This is a genomic window from Kosakonia beeri, assembly GCF_054165705.1.
In genome coordinates this window covers 1,352,831-1,371,389 of record NZ_CM135106.1, presented here as the reverse complement: position 1 = coordinate 1,371,389, position 18,559 = coordinate 1,352,831, and the positions used below count along the sequence as shown (strand labels likewise).

General features: G+C 54.7%; 17 protein-coding genes. 8 read left to right on the top strand and 9 right to left on the bottom strand.

The features are described 5' to 3' along the window. Positions 1-48: 48 nt before the first annotated feature. Together nudK and aegA are read right to left on the bottom strand one after the other, a co-directional pair. Positions 49-624, bottom strand: a complete 576-nt coding sequence (nudK, locus tag ACUY4S_RS06650; protein ID WP_312690574.1) for a GDP-mannose pyrophosphatase NudK — start codon at positions 622-624, stop codon at positions 49-51. Between the two features lie 68 nt (positions 625-692). Next, entirely contained in the window at positions 693-2,672 is a 1,980-nt protein-coding gene (aegA, locus tag ACUY4S_RS06645) for a formate-dependent uric acid utilization protein AegA (RefSeq protein WP_312690575.1), read from the bottom strand. Between the two features lie 221 nt (positions 2,673-2,893). Here aegA and narQ point away from each other — a divergent pair, with 221 nt between their 5' ends. Together narQ and acrD are read left to right on the top strand one after the other, a co-directional pair. Beyond that, a complete protein-coding gene (gene narQ / locus ACUY4S_RS06640; RefSeq protein WP_458022250.1) occupies positions 2,894-4,588 on the top strand; it encodes a nitrate/nitrite two-component system sensor histidine kinase NarQ in 1,695 nt (564 codons plus the stop codon). Positions 4,589-4,787: 199 nt separating this feature from the next. After that, on the top strand, positions 4,788-7,901 hold the full coding sequence (gene acrD, locus ACUY4S_RS06635) for a multidrug efflux RND transporter permease AcrD (RefSeq protein ID WP_458022187.1): 3,114 nt from the start codon (positions 4,788-4,790) through the stop codon (positions 7,899-7,901). A 138-nt stretch (positions 7,902-8,039) separates the two neighbouring features. On the opposite strand, the gene ypfM is transcribed toward acrD, so the two are convergent. Beyond that, entirely contained in the window at positions 8,040-8,099 is a 60-nt protein-coding gene (gene ypfM / locus ACUY4S_RS06630) for a protein YpfM (RefSeq protein WP_100181659.1), read from the bottom strand. Between the two features lie 191 nt (positions 8,100-8,290). On the opposite strand from ypfM, the gene ACUY4S_RS06625 reads away from it, so the two are divergent. From ACUY4S_RS06625 to ACUY4S_RS06610, 4 genes are all read left to right on the top strand, one after another. Then, a complete protein-coding gene (locus tag ACUY4S_RS06625) occupies positions 8,291-8,728 on the top strand; it encodes a GNAT family N-acetyltransferase (protein WP_458022188.1) in 438 nt (145 codons plus the stop codon). 91 nt (positions 8,729-8,819) lie between these two features. Beyond that, the gene (locus ACUY4S_RS06620) at positions 8,820-9,176 is read left to right on the top strand and encodes an ArsC family reductase (RefSeq protein ID WP_458022189.1); all 357 of its coding nucleotides are present in this window, start codon (positions 8,820-8,822) and stop codon (positions 9,174-9,176) included. Between the two features lie 3 nt (positions 9,177-9,179). Beyond that, positions 9,180-10,307: a succinyl-diaminopimelate desuccinylase gene (gene dapE / locus ACUY4S_RS06615; protein WP_312690579.1), complete on the top strand. Its 1,128-nt coding sequence runs from the start codon at positions 9,180-9,182 to the stop codon at positions 10,305-10,307. A 17-nt stretch (positions 10,308-10,324) separates the two neighbouring features. Further along, the gene (locus ACUY4S_RS06610; protein WP_312690581.1) at positions 10,325-10,525 is read left to right on the top strand and encodes a YpfN family protein; all 201 of its coding nucleotides are present in this window, start codon (positions 10,325-10,327) and stop codon (positions 10,523-10,525) included. Positions 10,526-10,558: 33 nt separating this feature from the next. On the opposite strand, the gene ypfH is transcribed toward ACUY4S_RS06610, so the two are convergent. The 6 genes from ypfH to dapA all read right to left on the bottom strand — a co-directional run bounded on the left by ypfH (position 10,559) and on the right by dapA (position 17,111). Then, entirely contained in the window at positions 10,559-11,260 is a 702-nt protein-coding gene (gene ypfH, locus ACUY4S_RS06605) for an esterase (protein WP_312690583.1), read from the bottom strand. Positions 11,261-11,337: 77 nt separating this feature from the next. After that, complete coding sequence (locus ACUY4S_RS06600; protein ID WP_458022190.1) at positions 11,338-13,353, bottom strand: tRNA(Met) cytidine acetyltransferase TmcA; 2,016 nt, start codon at positions 13,351-13,353, stop codon at positions 11,338-11,340. 9 nt (positions 13,354-13,362) lie between these two features. After that, positions 13,363-14,226, bottom strand: coding sequence for a KPN_02809 family neutral zinc metallopeptidase (gene ypfJ, locus ACUY4S_RS06595; RefSeq protein ID WP_458022191.1), 864 nt, complete (start codon positions 14,224-14,226; stop codon positions 13,363-13,365). A 131-nt stretch (positions 14,227-14,357) separates the two neighbouring features. After that, positions 14,358-15,071 carry a phosphoribosylaminoimidazolesuccinocarboxamide synthase gene (gene purC / locus ACUY4S_RS06590; protein WP_312690589.1) on the bottom strand — a complete coding sequence of 238 codons (714 nt, stop codon included), beginning with the start codon at positions 15,069-15,071 and terminating at the stop codon, positions 14,358-14,360. Between the two features lie 110 nt (positions 15,072-15,181). Next, complete coding sequence (gene bamC, locus ACUY4S_RS06585) at positions 15,182-16,216, bottom strand: outer membrane protein assembly factor BamC (protein ID WP_312690590.1); 1,035 nt, start codon at positions 16,214-16,216, stop codon at positions 15,182-15,184. Positions 16,217-16,232: 16 nt separating this feature from the next. Further along, on the bottom strand, positions 16,233-17,111 hold the full coding sequence (dapA, locus tag ACUY4S_RS06580; RefSeq protein WP_312690592.1) for a 4-hydroxy-tetrahydrodipicolinate synthase: 879 nt from the start codon (positions 17,109-17,111) through the stop codon (positions 16,233-16,235). A gap of 145 nt (positions 17,112-17,256) precedes the next feature. Between dapA and ACUY4S_RS06575 the strand changes: the two genes are divergently transcribed. Next, on the top strand, positions 17,257-17,829 hold the full coding sequence (locus ACUY4S_RS06575) for a glycine cleavage system transcriptional repressor (RefSeq protein ID WP_312690594.1): 573 nt from the start codon (positions 17,257-17,259) through the stop codon (positions 17,827-17,829). Further along, positions 17,829-18,299, top strand: coding sequence for a thioredoxin-dependent thiol peroxidase (gene bcp / locus ACUY4S_RS06570; RefSeq protein ID WP_312690595.1), 471 nt, complete (start codon positions 17,829-17,831; stop codon positions 18,297-18,299). Before ACUY4S_RS06575 ends, bcp begins: the two co-directional genes overlap by 1 nt. Positions 18,300-18,559: the final 260 nt, after the last annotated feature.

The window sequence follows — 18,559 nt, the reverse complement described above, 5'->3', positions numbered from 1 at the left end:
TTTGTCGGATAGCTTCATGTGAAAGAAGGACCAAAAAGACCTTAATATTCAGTTCATTATCCCGGAGAGTTGTAAGTATTGCAGTAAAATCACCGCCTTGCCATCGCGGATCTCTCCACGGGCCATCATTGATAAAGCCTGAGTGAAGGGCAATTCCACGATTTCAATCTCTTCATCTTCCACGCCGCCGCCGTTATTCGCGCGCTGCGCATCGCTGTATTCAGCAATAAAAAAATGCACCAATTCCGTCACGCCACCCGGTGACATATACAGCTCGAAGACTTTTTGTACCTCGCCGACCTCGTACCCGGTCTCTTCGATAGCCTCTTTACGAATGCAAACTTCTGGCTCATCGTCATCCAGCAAACCGGCGCAGGTTTCAATTAAGCGGCCGTCTTCATTACCGTTGATCCAGGTAGCGATACGAAACTGACGGATCAACAGCACGCTCTGCTTTTCACGGTTATAGAGCAGGATTGTCGCGCCATTTCCGCGATCGTAAACCTCGCGCTTATGGCGCACTACTTCGCCATTCTGACGGGTCAGATCGTAGGTGATATTGCGCAGGATAAAGTAATTTTCAGAGAGGAGTTTATCTTTGATAACTTCAATTTTCAGCGACATACAGGCTCCAAAGCGCTAACAACTTAACGTCATAGTACGCCGTGAAGCCTGTTTTGTCGCGAAAGCCGTTAATGTTTACCGGGTGCGGTAATGCCAAGCCAGTCCATCATTCCCTGCGCGGCATGGCGACCTTCCGCCATTGCGGTCACCACCAAATCTGCCCCACGCACCGCATCGCCACCGGCGAAAATTTTCGGATTACTGGTCTGGTAGCGATAGCGCGAATCGACCGCGGCGGCGATCCGTCCCCAATCGTCCAGTCGCACGCCCTGCTGCTCCAGCCACGGCATGGCATGCGGGTTAAAACCAAACGCCATGATCACGGCATCGGCGGGCATCACGAATTCACTACCGGCAATCGGTACCGGGCGACGGCGCCCTTTGGCATCCGGTTCGCCCAGTTGCGTACGCAGCAGGCGAATGCCGCAAACCTTACCGTCGCTATCCAGTTGCAGATCCACCGGCTGCACATTGAACTCGAATGCCGCGCCTTCATCGCGGGCGTTTTGCACCTCTTTTTTCGAGCCGGGCATATTGGCTTCGTCGCGGCGGTATGCGCACGTCACTTTACCGGCACCGTGACGCAGCGCCGTGCGCACGCAATCCATCGCCGTATCGCCACCGCCCAGTACCACCACGTTCAGCCCTTCTGTGTTGATAAAGGGTTCATTGGCGCTCTCCGGCAGCCCCATTAATTGCCGGGTATTGGCAATCAGGAAGGGCAGCGCATCATATACGCCCGGCGCATCTTCATTCGGCAGGCCCGCTTTCATCGAACGGTAGGTACCCACGCCGACAAATACCGCATCAAAGTCGTTGATCAACGTGTCGAGTGCGATGTCTTTACCAATTTCGCAATTCAGCTCAAAACGAATGCCCATCGCGCTGAAAATCTCGCGCCGACGCGCCAGTAACGATTTGTCCAGTTTGAAGGCCGGGATACCAAATGTCAGCAGCCCGCCAATTTCAGGATGACGGTCGAACACCGTCGCACTGACGCCATGCCGCGCCAGTACATCGGCACAGGCCAGTCCTGCCGGACCGGCACCGATAATCGCCACACGTTTGTCTACCGCTTGTACCTGCCGCAAGTCTGGACGCCAGCCCTGCGCCAGCGCCTGATCGGAGATATAGCGCTCAATATTGCCGATGGTGACCGCGCCATAATCGTCGCGCACGGTGCAGGCGCCTTCACACAAACGGTCCTGCGGGCAAACGCGACCGGTAATTTCTGGCAAACAGTTCGTTTGATGAGAAAGCTCGACCGCAGCGGCAATATCGCCCTCTTTCACCCGCGCGATCCACTGCGGAATATGGTTATGCAAGGGGCAGGTCCATTCACACACGCTATGCTCACCGCACGTCAGGCAGCGCTCTGCTTCGCGGTGTGCCTGTCCGGCGCGAAACGGCAGATAAATTTCGTCGAAGCCCACTTTGCGGGCCGCCAGCGGTAATTTATCGGGTTCTCCGCGCGACGGTGTCTTGCGCATTTGCCGCACTTTGCGATCATCAAACGCCGGGGCCAGCGCGGCAACGCGGTGCCAGGGTTGCGCTTCATGGCTGGCAGTGCGCAGACGACGCGCTTTCGCCATGCCTGCCAGCGCGTCACCATTCACCAGTTGCAACGCATCCGCCGGGCAGTTTTGCACGCAAGCCGGGCCGTCAGCCCGACCAGCACACAGGTCACATTTATGCGCAGTGGCTTTTACCGCGCCCTCGCCAACGGCAGTCACCAGCACTTGCATAGTGCCAAACGGGCAGGCCACCACACAGGCTTTACATCCGATACACTTTTGCTGGTTAACCTGCACAGAATCATCGACACGCGCGATCGCGCCATTCGGGCAACTACGGGCACAGGGGGCAGCTTCGCAGTGGCGGCATGTTACCGCGCTGCGTTGCTGTTGCTGTTTGATCACCGTAATGCGCGGGTGAAATTGCGCCGGGTGCAGCACATGTTGCTCATCATTGTGCGCCATGACACACGCGACTTCGCAAGCATGACACCCTATACACTGCTGGCTATTCGCCATAATAAAACGATTCATGGCACCCTTCTTTTCTGGTTTAATAAACCTCATTTTTATATCCCCTGTATTTACCGGGGCTATTGGTGCCAGGCAATGTTCAATTGCCCATAATGTTTATCTATTTGTCACGAACTTGTAGCAGATCAATTTATTTCAGGATTTCTGAACACTCATTTCATTCTATGGCTATGCGAACCGCCGTCCCTCGCGGGTAACATCAGGAATTGGAAACTACTGCTGTGATAGTCAAAAAACCCGTTTCAACCAGCCTTGCCCGGGCGTTTTTTTATATTGTTCTGCTCTCTTTACTCTCCACTGGCGTTGCGCTAACCACCCTCGCCAGCAGCCTGAAAGATGCAGAAGCCGTTAACATTGCTGGTTCGCTGCGCATGCAGAGCTATCGCCTTGGTTACGATCTGCAAAGCGCTCCGTCCATGCTCGCTGAACACCGCCAGCGCTACCTGCAAACGCTGAATTCGCCGGTATTGCAGCACTTGCAGCGCTGGTACATTCCGCAGGACGTGCAACTGCGTTATGGGCAATTGCACGAAACATGGCGCGAGATGGATGCGCGCCTGGCCCACAATGACCGCCAGTGGTACCAGCAAAATATTCAGCATTATGTTGGCAATATCGATCTGTTCGTACTGGCGTTGCAGCACTATGCCGAACGCAAAATGCTGCTGGTGGTATTGATTTCACTGCTGGGGGCGTGCGGGATATTCACGCTGGTCTTCTTTACCCTGCGCCGCATTCGCCAGCAAGTGGTGGCTCCTCTGCAACAACTGATGACCGCCAGTCAGCAGATCCAGAAGGGACACTTCTCTTATCCACCGCTTAAGACGCAACTGGATAATGAGCTGGGGCTGCTGGCCTCAACATTCGATCGGATGTCCGGAGAGTTGTTAAAACTGTACCGCTCGCTGGAAGCATCGGTTGCCGAGAAAACGCGGGACCTCCACGAAGCACACCGACGTCTTGAACTGATGTACCAGTGCTCGCAGGCGCTGAATACCAGCCAGATTGACGCACATTGCCTGCGCCAGGTGCTGAACATTGTTTATGAACATGAAGCGGTCAGTTTTCTTGAACTGAGCGTGAACGAAAACTGGTGCCTTCAGCAGGGCGTACGGGACCCGCAACAGCCATTGCACAGTCTGCCGGTGAATATGCTGGAAACCGTGCTGGGCGAGTTGCGCTGGCAAAGCGTGGAGCAGCAGGCTTTACTGCCGTTAATGCGCAATATCGCCACCATTCTTGGCCGCGGCTTGTACATCAACCAGGCGCAGAAACAGCACCAGCAACTGATCCTCCTGGAGGAGCGCGCCACCATTGCCCGCGAACTGCACGACTCGCTGGCGCAGATGTTGTCGTATTTGCGCATTCAGCTTGCGTTGCTCAAGCGCGCCGTGCCGGAGAGCAACGCGCCCGCGCATACGATTATTGATGACTTTTCGCGCGGGCTGAACAATGCCTACCAACAGCTTCGCGAGCTGCTTACCACGTTTCGCCTCTCTTTACAGCAAAGCGACTTAACGGCAGCGCTGCGCGAAGCGCTGGATCTGTTGCAAAGCCAGACCCAGGCACGGCTGACACTGGATTGCCGCCTGCCGACCCAGGCGCTGGACGCGCAGCAACAAATTAACGTCCTGCACATTATTCGCGAGGCGGTGATCAACGCGATTAAACATGCCAATGCCAGCGAAATCAGCGTGAGCTGTGTGACCGATCCCGACGGACTGCATACCGTTTATATTCGTGATAACGGCATTGGAATGCGTAGCACAATAGAGCCGGACGGCCATTACGGATTGAGTATTATGCGTGAACGCGCCGGGCGACTGGCGGGTGAACTGGAGATTACGTCGGCAGCGGAGCACGGTACACAGGTGATGTTGCGTTTTCCACTGGCAGACGCTGCCGGACGTCAATAAACGTAAAGAAAAGCAAACAATTACAACTCTTAAGAGGACGCAATTTTGCTTAAATCACGCGGTGCGGCGTTATGCCTCAACCCGGCATGATAATTTACATTTTCTCCTTAATTTCTCCACGATTGGTTGCTGCATTGCCGCTACATTGTGGCGAGCAATGTAATAATAATGATGCGCAGCAATAGAGGTCTGGCTTCTGATGGCGAATTTTTTTATTGATCGCCCCATTTTTGCGTGGGTACTGGCGATCCTCATCTGTCTTACGGGAACACTTGCCATTATTTCTCTCCCGGTCGAACAATACCCCGATTTAGCCCCACCCAACGTGCGCATTACGGCCAGTTATCCGGGCGCTTCTGCGCAAACGCTGGAGAACACCGTCACCCAGGTGATTGAGCAGAACATGACCGGGCTCGATAACCTGATGTATATGTCTTCGCAAAGCAGCGCGACAGGCCAGGCTACTGTCACCCTGAACTTTAAAGCCGGCACCGATCCTGACGAAGCCGTGCAGCAGGTGCAAAACCAGTTACAATCCGCCCTGCGTAAGCTGCCGCAGAAGGTGCAGAACCAGGGCGTGACGGTGCGCAAAACCGGTGATACCAACATCCTGACGCTGGCCTTCGTATCGACCGACGGCTCAATGGATAAACAAGATATTGCGGACTACGTGGCCAGTAATATTCAGGACCCTATCAGCCGGGTAAATGGCGTCGGCGATATTGATGCCTACGGTTCACAGTACTCCATGCGTATCTGGCTTGATCCCGCCAAACTCAATAGTTACCAGATGACCACCTCCGACGTGACATCTGCCATTAGCTCGCAAAATGCGCAAATTGCCGTTGGCCAGTTGGGTGGCACGCCTTCGGTCGATCGCCAGGCGCTGAATGCCACCATCAATTCCCAGTCACTGCTACAAACCCCGCAACAGTTCCGTGATATTACGTTGCGTGTCAATCAGGACGGTTCTGAAGTGAAGCTTGGCGATGTCGCCACCGTCGAACTGGGCGCTGAGAAATATGACTATCTCAGCCGTTATAACGGCAATGCGGCGTCCGGGCTGGGGGTAAAACTCGCCTCCGGGGCGAACGAAATGGAGACGGCGGAACAGGTCATCAAGCGCCTTGATGAGCTGGCGCCCTTCTTTCCGCATGGACTGGAGTACAAAGTCGCTTACGAAACCACTTCGTTTGTGAAAGCCTCAATTATCGATGTGGTAAAAACCCTGCTGGAAGCTATCGCACTGGTGTTCCTGGTGATGTATTTATTCCTGCAAAATTTCCGCGCAACGTTGATCCCCACCATCGCCGTACCGGTGGTGCTGCTGGGGACTTTCGCGGTGCTCTATACCTTCGGCTACAGCATTAATACCTTAACCATGTTCGCCATGGTGCTCGCTATCGGCCTGCTGGTGGATGACGCCATTGTGGTGGTGGAGAACGTAGAAAGGATCATGTCAGCAGAGGGGCTTTCGCCGCGAGAAGCGACGCGTAAGTCGATGGGGCAAATTCAGGGCGCGCTGGTGGGGATCGCGATGGTGCTCTCGGCCGTATTTGTGCCGATGGCGTTTTTCGGCGGCACTACGGGTGCCATTTACCGTCAGTTTTCGATCACCATTGTGTCGGCGATGGTGCTGTCGGTATTGGTGGCGATGATCCTCACCCCGGCGCTGTGCGCCACGTTGCTCAAACCGCTGCATAAAGGCGAACTGCACGGGCAAAAAGGATTCTTTGGCGCCTTCAATCGCCTGTTTGACAGCAACGCCGCCCGTTACGAAACCGCAGTGGGTAAGATTCTGCACCGCAGTCTGCGCTGGATGGTGCTCTACATTTTGCTGATTGGCGGCATGGTGCTGTTATTCCTGCGTCTGCCCACCTCGTTTCTGCCGCTGGAAGATCGCGGAATGTTCACCACCTCGGTGCAGTTACCCAGCGGGGCAACGCAGCAACAAACCCTGAAAGTGGTCGAAAAAGTCGAAAACTATTTTGCGACTCACGAAAAAGCCAATGTCGAGTCGGTCTTCTCCACCGTTGGCTCCGGCCCTGGCGGCAACGGGCAAAACGTGGCGCGTCTGTTTGTCCGCCTGAAGGACTGGGATGAACGCGATCCCACCAGTGGCAGCGCGTTTGCCATTATTGAGCGGACCACCAAAGCGTTTAACCGTATTAACGAAGCTCGCGTCTTCGCCAGCAGCCCGCCGGCGATCAGCGGTATGGGCAGTTCCGCCGGTTTCGATATGGAGCTGCAGGATCATGCAGGTGCAGGCCACGATGCGCTAATGGCCGCCCGCGACCGCCTGCTTGACATGGCGTCGAAAGACCCTGCGCTGACACGGGTTCGTCATAACGGGCTTGATGACAGCGCGCAGCTGCAAATCGATATCGATCAGCGCAAAGCGCAGGCGCTGGGCGTGTCCATTGATGATATCAACGACACGTTACAAACGGCGTGGGGCTCCAGCTACGTTAACGACTTTATGGATCGTGGCCGCGTCAAGAAAGTGTATGTCCAGGCGGCGGCAAAATATCGCATGCTGCCGGGGGATATTAACCTGTGGTATGTGCGCAACAGCAGCGGCGGTATGGTGCCCTTCTCGGCCTTCGCCACCTCGCGCTGGGAAACCGGCTCACCGCGCCTGGAGCGTTACAACGGTTATGCTGCCGTGGAAATTGTCGGTGAATCAGCGCCTGGCGTCAGCACCGGTACGGCAATGAACGTGATGGAAAAGCTGGTGAATCAACTTCCGGGCGGCTTTGGTCTGGAGTGGACGGCCATGTCTTATCAGGAGCGCCTCTCTGGTGCGCAAGCGCCGGCGCTATATGCCGTTTCTCTGCTGGTGGTGTTTCTGTGCCTCGCCGCGTTATATGAAAGCTGGTCAGTGCCGTTCTCGGTCATGCTGGTGGTGCCGCTCGGGGTGATAGGCGCACTGCTGGCGACCTGGGCGCGTGGTCTGGAGAACGATGTTTATTTCCAGGTCGGTCTGTTGACGGTCATCGGCCTCTCGGCGAAGAACGCCATTCTGATTGTCGAATTCGCCAATGATATGAATGCAAAAGGTGAAGATTTGCTGGTGTCGACGTTACATGCCTGTCGCCAGCGCTTACGCCCGATCCTGATGACCTCGCTGGCGTTTGTGTTTGGTGTGTTGCCCATGGCAACCAGCACGGGCGCAGGCTCCGGTAGCCAGCATGCGGTAGGAACCGGGGTGATAGGCGGGATGATCTCCGCTACCGTGCTGGCTATCTTCTTTGTACCTTTGTTCTTTGTGCTGGTACGTCGCCGCTTCCCGCTGAGAGAACGCGCGCAGTAATACAGCCAATGCATCACCGATGACCTGGCGGTGATGTAAGCCAGGCAACAAAAAAGGCGACCTGCGGGTCGCCTTTTTCATGTGATTGTTTTCACACTTTTAGTTATAAGCCGTCACTGCTTAATAAGCTTTTGGAAATTATTTACGAAGCATGCCTTCGATAAAGTCTTTCCAGTTCCCCAGTTCATGTTCAATCATAACTACCTCTCTTTCTCTTATTATTGTGGCCATTTTACTCAATCTGATGACCACTGTGAAGATATTTTAAACAATTGCTTCAATCGTTGTTTGCAGGGTATTTTGAATAACGTGATATTACTATGAGCCGTTGTTCTTTCATTTAATGTGAGTAACGGCAATATTCCATAAAAACTTTAGGACTAAATGAAATGACGATCACATTGTGTGATAAATCTACCATTAATGCGGTTGACTGGCAGAGGTTAAGCCACTTACTTGCCGCCGGAGGACTCAACCAGCGCCCGCTGCAACAGGTCGAACAGGCATGGCGTAACAGCACCTTTTGCTGGTTCGGTTACCATGACGGCGAACTGGTCGCTACCGCACGCGCCATCAGCGATCTGACATGGGCCAGCTATGTGGCTGATATTGTTGTCTCGCCTTCTCATCAGGGCCGTGGTTACGGCAAACAATTAATGACTGACATCGTGAAAACGTTATTACCTTTCGGCAAACTCTTTATTTATTCCGTACCCGAAAAAACAGGATTTTATCAACAATATGGTTTTCGTTTTTTAACCACCGGCATGGTATGCGCTACCGCTGAGAGTTTATTCAAGCTGGAGCAGAGTGGTTATATTCGCTGAAATATAATTAACTGGCGAATGAAATTCTTTATTAATTCCGTTATTCTAATTTCTTGTACGAATAACCTGAAATGAGACAAAAGGATTCACCATGTTGACGATGTATGGCATCAAAAACTGCGACACCATCAAAAAAGCGCGCCGCTGGCTGGAAGATAACCAGGTGGCATATCGCTTTCATGATTACCGGGCCGACGGTATTGATGCATCATTACTGCATAGTTTCATTGCAGAACTTGGCTGGGAGGCGCTGCTGAACACGCGCGGCACGACCTGGCGTAAACTGGATGAATCGCTGCGCGCCACCATTACGACCCCTGAGGCCGCCGCCGCGCTGATGCTGGAAATGCCGGCAATAATTAAACGCCCATTGCTCTGCGCGCCCGGTAAGCCTATGCTGCTGGGTTTCAATGATTCCAGTTACGAGAAGTTTATCAACGAGGTGTAGTTTATGTCGTGCCCGGTTATTGAGCTGACACAGCAGCTTATTCGTCGCCCTTCTCTGAGTCCTGATGATGCGGGATGCCAGGCGTTAATGATTGAACGCCTGCGCGCTATCGGTTTTACCATTGAGCCGATGAATTTTGGCGACACGCAAAACTTCTGGGCATGGCGCGGTCAGGGCGAAACGCTGGCCTTTGCTGGTCATACCGATGTGGTTCCGCCAGGGGATGCCGATCGCTGGATCAATCCACCGTTTGAACCCACCATCCGCGATGGCATGCTATTTGGTCGCGGCGCGGCCGATATGAAAGGTTCGCTGGCAGCGATGGTGGTTGCCGCAGAGCGTTTTGTCGCTCAGCATCCGCAGCACAAAGGTCGCCTGGCATTTCTGATCACTTCAGATGAAGAAGCCAGCGCCACTCACGGTACCGTTAAAGTGGTGGAAGCGCTGATGGCGCGCAATGAACGCCTGGATTACTGCCTGGTCGGTGAACCCTCAAGTACCGAAGTGGTCGGCGATGTAGTGAAAAACGGCCGTCGCGGCTCGATGACCTGCAACCTGACGATTCATGGCGTGCAAGGGCACGTTGCCTATCCGCACCTTGCGGATAACCCGGTGCACCGTGCTGCGCCGATGATAAACGAACTGGTGAGCATTGAGTGGGATCACGGCAATGAGTATTTTCCGCCGACCAGCATGCAGATAGCCAATATTAAAGCCGGTACGGGCAGCAACAACGTCATCCCCGGGGAACTGTTTGTGCAGTTCAACTTCCGCTTCAGTACTGAACTGACGGATGAGATGATCAAAGCAAAAGTGGCTGCATTGCTGGAGAAACATCAGTTGCGTTATACGGTAGAGTGGTGGATTTCAGGGCAGCCGTTTTTGACCGGGCGCGGCAAACTGGTGGATGCGGTAGTGAACGCCATTGAGCACTATAATGAGATCAAACCGCAGCTGTTGACCACAGGCGGCACGTCCGATGGCCGTTTTATCGCGCGGATGGGCGCACAAGTCGTGGAACTCGGGCCTGTCAACGCGACCATTCACAAGATTAACGAATGCGTGAATGCCGCCGATTTGCAGATGCTTGCGCGTATGTATCAACGCATTATGGAACAGCTTATCGCCTGACGGGCCTGGAGGATTGCATGGAGTGGCTTGCTAAATATTGGTGGATCCTGGTACTGGTCTTTTTACTCGGCGTGATCATTAACGTGATTAAAGATCTGACGCGCGTCGATCATAAAAAATTCCTCGCTAACAAACCGGATCTTCCTCCGCATCGTGATTTTAACGATAAGTGGGATGACGATGACGACTGGCCCAACAAAGACCAGCCGAAGAAGTAACCTGCCGCACGCCACTCCTCAGGAGTGGCGATTTCACATCAGCAGTTCAACAATATCATCGTCGTTAGGTTTTCCGCCGCTTAACGCTTCGTCGAAGTAGTGCTTCGGCACGGTATAGCGCAGGTGGTTTAGCGCCAGCTCAATACTGCGATCGTCTATGGCATGCCCCAAATCATCAACAATATCCAGCGTGACATCGCCACCGTGGCCTAGCAACGCCTCCTGCGCGGAAACTGCCCAGGCCAGATCAATGACGTTGTCTTCACCGCCGTGAATCAAATGGATGGTCTGCGCTGCATGGGCTTTCTGCGGCAGCGTGGCGTAGCGACCATTAAAAGCGATAACCCGCGACGCCAGATCGTCCTGTGCTTTTACCCCTTCCAGCGCCATGATCGCTCCCTGCGAGAAGCCAATCAGTGCCGTGCCTTGCGGCCCGACACCGCTCTGCTGTTGCCAGTAACGCACCGTATCGATAAATACAGGCATTGCCTCGTTGACCCGCTGCTGGCGGTTCTCCTCCGTCACGCCCACTACGGAGAACCACTGCCGCCCCGGCGCCATGCCGCTGGGCTGCGCGCCGCCGATGCTGACAATCAGCGCCTCGGGGAAGTGGGAGGTGAACCAGCGGCCAATTTCCCCCATCGAAACCGGGTTATCACCAACGCCATGAAACAGCAGCAGCAACTGTTTTGCCGGGGATTGCGGGCTTTGCACTACAAAATGGTCATGTTTCATGGTGGTCTCCTTAACTCGATGAGTGCAGTTTACGCCGGGGAGCAATAATGACCATGCCATTTAACTGAATGAGTTAGTTAAAAAAACTGCAGCTTTTGTACCTGTTCTTTCAGACATGCTGTGCGTTGAGGATCGCACATGCTAAGGGCCAGCGCGGTATCCTGGCGTTGCCGCGCCAGCAGAGCTTTACGCCCGTGAATGCTCAACTCACGGCAGAGCAAGTGCTCACTTTTCCCCTCGGTGAGTACGCCACGCAGCGATGCCAGCGCTAAATCACTGTGCTGAAGCAGGCGGCACAATGCCCCCTGCGCGCTGGAGAGCGGACGATGCGCAAAGGCGAACCCCGCCAGTTCGCGCCAGTCTTCATCATTAAGGGTAGTCGTCTGCACAGCAGGCAGTGGCAACTTTTCCTCTCGCCAGTGTGCCAGGAACGGTAAATCACGCGACAGACGAGCCTGCTCGTGCCTGACCAGCGCCTCTCCCGCCGCCGTCAGTGGTAGCAGCGCCATCGCCGTATAGCAGCCGCTACTGGCCTCACGGTGGCTGCCGAGACGCACCAGTGCAAAACCACAGCGCTGCCAGAAACGCCATAAACCCGGGGTATAACCAAAGCTGACCGACAGATAATCATAATCACCAGAATGCGCCTGCGCGCTGGCGATCAGCGCCGACCCTATGCCCTGGCGTTGGCAGAAAGGGTGCACGGCGATACGGCTCACCCGTAGCCCGCGAAGGGTCGCTGCCAGCGGGCTGCCGCCGTGTGCCGCCAGCGACTGTGCCACTAAATTCCCGCGCGGACGGCGAAAACCGGCCCATACCGCCTGGCTGAGTTCCGGGCTTAATCCACCTTCTTCCACCAGCCACAATGCGCCTGTCAGCGCCGGGCCGTGACTACTCAGCCAAAAGTGCTGCCCTGGCGCATCCATCATGCGCCGCAAGTCCAGGGGGGAAGTACGATAGTGGGCGCTTGCCAGCAGGCGATAAAGTGCCATGGGCTGTGCGGGCTGGTTTTGCCAGGCATTCTGTGCCAACGGTTGCAGAGTGCTGGCGCCGGGGGCAATCTCAGCGATTTGCGCATCGTCAAAGAGCAGTAACGTGTTGATAAACTGCTCCAGTGGACACCCCTTCGCCCAGCGTAGCGGCGTGCTCAACGCATAATGATGCAGCCGGGGGAAGCTGGCGCAAAACTTCAGCAAAAACCCCTGCCCGGTTCCTTCATACCCTTGCACCGTGGTTGTAAGGAGCACATGCTCAAACGCTGTGGTCAGCGCATGCAGTGAGGGGCCGGGGATCGCCGCGGCTTCATCAACCACCAGCCAGCCACGCTGCGGGCCAGCGTCGGCGATCTTTTGCAATAAGGCATCCGGGGCGGTAAATACAAAGCGTTCGCCGGCATAATGTGCCAGCACATCGGTCGCCGCTCGTGCCGGAGCGGTCACCGTCGACGGTGAAGGAAGCTGCGCGATGTGCATTCCGGCCAGCGCCGACTTACCGCGGCCTCGCGGTGCGGTAACGACTGCCACGCCGGGGGGCATGGCGTGCAGTGCGGCAAGAATGTCGGCCTGCTCGTGCACGGGTTCCCCCGTGGCCGGGTGCCAGTCCTCGCGCGCAGGAAAATGCGTCAAGGTAAAAGAATGAGGTTCGTGCCACACCACCGCTTGCTTATCCGCTGCGAGAGTGCGTAAGAAATGGTGCACAAAGACGGGTGTGGCAACGGGTTCTGCCGTGTCGCTCCAGCGGCAACTGTCCGCATCCGGCAACGCCGGCCACAGGTCGTGCGAAGGGGTGAGCAGCACCAGCCAGCTACCGGCCCTGAGCGTGCCTCCCAGGGCGGCAAAAGCCGCAACATCGAAACCCTGGCGCGCATCAAAAACGGCATGGGTGAATTCGCGCCCCAGTAACGTGGACAGCGCGCGCGGAGAGCACTGCTTTGTCCAGTTTGCGCTGTCCCCCACCCATAACCAGTCGCCAGGCAGCGCGTCACGCAGTCGCTCCGCCTGCTGTTCACACCACCGGGCGCCGCCGCTCACCACCAGCAAACGGCGAATGCCTTCACGCGCCATTTGCGCGCTCAGTCGAAGAAATACCTGCATCGTTAACGGTTACAGCTGCCCGCTGAAGGTATCGCACTGCGCCGGATTGCCACTGTCCATGCCGCGTTTGAACCAGCTGTAACGCTGGGCCGAGGTACCATGGGTAAAACTGTCCGGGATCGCACGCCCCTGGCTACGCTGCTGTAAGCGATCATCGCCAATGGCCTGGGCGGCATTCAGCGCCTCCTCCAGATCGCCCGGCTCGAGCACTCCCTGCTGCTGCATACTGTGCCCCCAGACGCCGGCATAACAATCCGCCTGCAGTTCCATGCGCACCGATAGCGCGTTGGCCTCTTTCTGCGAGGCGTTCTGTTGCAGGCGTCGTACTTTCTCTTCTGTGCCAAGTAACTTCTGTACGTGATGGCCAACTTCATGCGCAATCACGTACCCTTGGGCAAAGTCGCCATCAGCGCCCAGTTTGTTTTTCATGTCGTCATAAAAAGAGAGATCGATATAGACCTTGCTATCCGCCGGGCAGTAAAACGGCCCCATAATCGACTGCCCGGTTCCGCAACCGGTGCGGGTATAATTGCGGTACATCACCAGCGTGGGTTGGTGGTATTGACGGCCCATGCCGGCAAAAAGTTGCCCCCAGGTATCTTCGGTGGTGGCAAAAATGACACGGGTGAAATGCGCGGATTCGTCCTCATTCGGACTGACGCTACGCTGTTGGGACGGTGGGCTGACGGGCTGCCCGGTCAGCAGACCGGTTAAATCCACCCCGTAATAACTGGCGACCATCACCAGCAACAGCAGAATAATGCCCCCTTTGCCGCCAGGCAGGCGAAAACGCGGCCCGCGAAATGACGACCCATCCGACTCATTGCGCCGGTCTTCAACATTGTTACTTTCTCGACGCCCTTGCCAGCGCATAACCACCTCACTTTCCCAGTAATGGACTCAGTGTATATATGATCGTAGGCGCTTAGGAAAGGATTACCACAGGAAAAAAGGTACAGGAACCCAGAGGATGCGGGCATCCCCCAGGCAAACGGCAGGTATACTCAGTCTAACTTCACACCGAGACGATGTGCGACAGCTTCATAAGCTTCAATCAGGCCGCCCAGACTTTGGCGAAAACGGTCTTTATCCATTTTATCCAGGGTCTCTTTGTCCCACAGACGGCTGCCATCCGGAGAGAACTCATCGCCGAGTACTACTTCACCGTTGAACAGGCCGAATTCCAGCTTGAAATCGACCAGGATCAGGCCCGCATCATCAAACAATTTGCTGAGCACATCGTTGGCTTTGTAAGTCAGCTCTTTCATGCGCGCCAGATTTTCTTTGTTCACCCAGCCGAAGGTTTCACAGTAGGATTCGTTGACCATCGGGTCGTGCATCGCGTCGTTTTTCAGGAACATATCGAACAACGGCGGATTCAGTTCGATACCTTCCTCAATGCCCAGACGTTTCACCAGCGAACCCGCGGCACGGTTACGGATAACGCACTCAACCGGCACCATATCCAGTTTTTTTACCAGACATTCGGTATCAGAGAGCAGCGCTTCCATCTGGGTCGGGATTCCGGCTTCTTGCAATTTGCTCATAATGAAATGGTTAAACTTGTTGTTCACCATGCCCTTACGATCGAACTGCTCGATGCGCGCGCCATCCCCTGCTGATGTATCATTGCGGAATTCGAGCACCAACAGATCCGGGTTTTCCGTACTGTATACGGTCTTCGCTTTGCCACGATACAACTCAGCTTGCTTTTGCATCTTTGTTACTCCAGGTGTGAGGATATAAATCGAATTTCACTATTTTACGCCGACGCACACGTTTGCGTCACCATAATAAAAAAAGGCCGGATGCGATCCGGCCTTCGGGATTAGTGGTTAAAGGCAGACTGGAATGCGGCTACCAGCGCATCATTCTGCGACTGCGTCAGAGTATGACCTTTCGGATCGATAAACTGGAGGCTGCTGCGGTTATCTAAATCGCCGACCTGCAGTTTATAATCACCGGAAACGAGGCCCGGATCGCGAGCGCCGAGATCGCGCCAGCCACTGTCAGACAGCGGTTTGTAAGTCACCGCCATGCTGCCGGTAGAACGGGTGCTGTCGGTCACTTTCATGCCCACTTTTTCCAGCACGGCAGGCAAACGCTGCCACACCACGTTAAACGGACCACGAACCACCAGCATCGGCAGACCGGTATCATCCGCGCCGCTCTGTACATCCAGCGACGATACGCTGCGGTTGTCTGCGGCTTTTTGTGCATCGTTGGCGGATTTATCCAGACCGGCGGAAATCACGTTCAGCATTTCGGTGCTGTAACGCTGCAGCGATGCGGTATCAGCAACCGGTTTGCCTGCCTGTTCCAGGTTAACCAGTTTGACCACGACCGCTTGCTGATAACCTTGCGGTTTTACCGAGATTTGATAACGACCACGGTACTGCTGATCTTCATCCAGACGGTTCCAGTCAACCCAGTCGGTGGTCAGGGTCTGCGTCGCATCATCGCGTTTGGCGATGGCGTAATTCTTCGCCTGAATAACGCTCACAACCTGCGGCCACAGCGTGCTGTTACGGCCATTTTCCACCATCAACGTCGCGGTATCGCCAGTGAATTGCGTACGTCCACCGGTTACCAGCGCGAGCGGCTGTGCGGGCGGGCGGATGTCCAGTTGTTTACCAAGGGCGCCACTGCCATTGGTGACAGGGATATTGTAATCCCCGTTCTGCACCGGAAGGATCATCCCGGCCGGCGCATGAAGTTCAGCGAGCGGAGCAGCATCCAGATAGGATTCGTCACCGCTAACCTGACGCTTGTAACGTGAATCGGAACTGCAGGCGGCGAGCAACATCACAAGTGAAACACCCGCTACCTTCGCCAGGCGCGACTTCTGTACTGAGTAAGCCATCAAATCTCCCTAAACTTTACAGCAGACCGGCATGCTTAAGCGCTGCACGGACAACCTCACGACCGTTATCGGTAATGGGCGTCATCGGCAAACGCAGCGTGTCGGTTGCTACAAGTCCCAACTCCTTACATGCCCATTTGACCGGGATCGGATTGGGTTCGACAAATAGTTTGTTGTGTAACGGCATCAGACGCTGGTTAATCACGCGCGCTTCAGCATAGTGCCCTTGCGCCGCCAGCTTGCACATATCGGCCATATCACGTGCCGCTATGTTGCTGGTCACGGAGATCACGCCGTGACCGCCGAGCTGCATAAAGTCCATCGCAGTGGCATCGTCGCCGCTCAGCAGGATAAAGTCGTCTGAAACCAGCTCTTTGATCTGGTGAACACGACTTAAGTTCCCTGTCGCTTCTTTAATACCGATAATATTTTTAATTTTCGCCAGACGGCCTACGGTTTCCGGCAACATATCGCAACCAGTGCGCGACGGCACATTATACAGAATTTGCGGCAAGTCAGTATGTTCGGCGATGGCTTTAAAATGCTGGAACAGACCTTCCTGAGTCGGGCGATTGTAATACGGGGTAACGGTCAGGCAACCCACTACGCCGCTGTTGTTAAAACGTTGCGTCAGGCTGATGGCCTCAGCGGTGGCATTCGCGCCTGTACCAGCGATAACAGGAATACGCCCGTCAGCCAGTTCCAGCGTCAGCATCACCACATCGCCGTGCTCGTCATGGCTCAGCGTGGCGGATTCACCGGTAGTCCCTACCGAAACGATCGCCGATGTTCCGTTGGCGACATGGTAATCAATCAGTTTTTTCAGGCTTGACCGGCAGACTTTACCTTGCGAATCCATCGGCGTGACAAGCGCGACAATACTTCCCGTAAACATGGGCCATCCTCTGTGCGAACAAGATTCTCAATGGTACGTGCGGTACTGTAAGAAAAGCAAGAGACCTGAGTCCCTGTGGCGGTTGTATGCCGGTTTTTTTTATGCTTTCCTTATGATTACCTCACGTTTGACAGGAAGCACAGGTTTGACAGCCTCATCACAACATTTTTTGGTTATCACTGCGCTGGGGGCCGACAGGCCTGGCATTGTGAACACGATCACACGCCACGTCAGCAGCTGCGGCTGTAATATTGAAGACAGCCGTCTGGCGATGCTGGGGGAAGAGTTCACGTTCATTATGCTGCTGTCCGGGTCGTGGAACGCCATTACGCTCATCGAATCAACCTTACCGCTGAAAGGCGCAGAGCTGGATTTGCTGATCGTGATGAAGCGCACCGACGCGCGCCCGCGTCCTGATATGCCAGCCACCGTTTGGGTGCAGGTTGACGTCCCTGATTCACCGCATTTAATTGAGCGTTTCACCGCGCTTTTCGATGCCCATGATATGAATATCGCGGAGCTGGTTTCCCGCACACAACCCGGAAATCACGACGCCACGCCGCAGTTGTTTATCCAGATAACCGCTCACAGTCCTGCGTCACAAGACGCATCAAATATTGAGCGGGCGTTCAAAGCACTATGTACAGAATTGAATGCACAAGGCAGTATAAACATCGTCAACTATTCACAGCATGATGAACAGGATGGAGTTAAGTAATGAATCCACTGAAAGCCGGTGATATCGCACCGAAATTTAGCTTGCCGGATCAAGACGGGGAACAAGTAAATTTGGCCGACTTCCAGGGACAGCGTGTACTGGTCTATTTCTACCCGAAAGCCATGACACCAGGCTGTACTGTCCAGGCTTGCGGCCTGCGCGATAACATGGATGAGTTAAAAAAAGCGGGTGTAGAAGTGCTGGGTATCAGCACGGATAAACCGGAAAAACTCTCCCGTTTCGCCGAAAAAGAGCTGCTCAACTTTACGCTACTCTCTGATGAAGACCATCAGGTATGCGAGCAATTTGGTGTCTGGGGCGAGAAGTCGTTTATGGGCAAAACCTATGACGGCATTCACCGTATCAGCTTCCTGATTGATGCAGACGGCAAAATCGAACATGTGTTTGATGATTTCAAAACCAGCAATCACCACGACATTGTGGTCGCCTGGCTGAAAGAGAACGCCTGATCGCGTATCCCGCTTCCGGAGGGCAGCCCGACCGGGTTTGCCCTCTCCTCTTCTGTGCCCTCCTTTACCGCAATTTTGACGTTAATCACACTTTATTCTCCGCGCTCGTCACTGGTGTCGAAAGGATATTTTTCGTTCGCTACTGACCATCACTTTTGTTCACCCCGTTTTCCGGAAAATATTAACCTCTTGAAATAAAAGATAATTCAATTCTGGCATAGCTTGTGCTTAGGCAGGCTCAACGTTTTTGTCTTTGTTTT

Bases quoted from the DNA above. Each gene is read 5' to 3' on its own strand.
- ACUY4S_RS06625 (WP_458022188.1), top strand. From the start codon at position 8,291: ATGACGATCACATTGTGTGATAAATCTACCATTAATGCGGTTGACTGG.
- ypfH (WP_312690583.1), bottom strand. From the start codon at position 11,260: ATGAAACATGACCATTTTGTAGTGCAAAGCCCGCAATCCCCGGCAAAA.
- dapE (WP_312690579.1), top strand. From the start codon at position 9,180: ATGTCGTGCCCGGTTATTGAGCTGACACAGCAGCTTATTCGTCGCCCT.
- purC (WP_312690589.1), bottom strand. From the start codon at position 15,071: ATGCAAAAGCAAGCTGAGTTGTATCGTGGCAAAGCGAAGACCGTATAC.
- bamC (WP_312690590.1), bottom strand. From the start codon at position 16,216: ATGGCTTACTCAGTACAGAAGTCGCGCCTGGCGAAGGTAGCGGGTGTT.
- bcp (WP_312690595.1), top strand. From the start codon at position 17,829: ATGAATCCACTGAAAGCCGGTGATATCGCACCGAAATTTAGCTTGCCG.
- nudK (WP_312690574.1), bottom strand. From the start codon at position 624: ATGTCGCTGAAAATTGAAGTTATCAAAGATAAACTCCTCTCTGAAAAT.
- acrD (WP_458022187.1), top strand. From the start codon at position 4,788: ATGGCGAATTTTTTTATTGATCGCCCCATTTTTGCGTGGGTACTGGCG.
- ACUY4S_RS06620 (WP_458022189.1), top strand. From the start codon at position 8,820: ATGTTGACGATGTATGGCATCAAAAACTGCGACACCATCAAAAAAGCG.
- aegA (WP_312690575.1), bottom strand. From the start codon at position 2,672: ATGAATCGTTTTATTATGGCGAATAGCCAGCAGTGTATAGGGTGTCAT.
- ACUY4S_RS06600 (WP_458022190.1), bottom strand. From the start codon at position 13,353: ATGCAGGTATTTCTTCGACTGAGCGCGCAAATGGCGCGTGAAGGCATT.
- ACUY4S_RS06610 (WP_312690581.1), top strand. From the start codon at position 10,325: ATGGAGTGGCTTGCTAAATATTGGTGGATCCTGGTACTGGTCTTTTTA.
- ypfJ (WP_458022191.1), bottom strand. From the start codon at position 14,226: ATGCGCTGGCAAGGGCGTCGAGAAAGTAACAATGTTGAAGACCGGCGC.
- dapA (WP_312690592.1), bottom strand. From the start codon at position 17,111: ATGTTTACGGGAAGTATTGTCGCGCTTGTCACGCCGATGGATTCGCAA.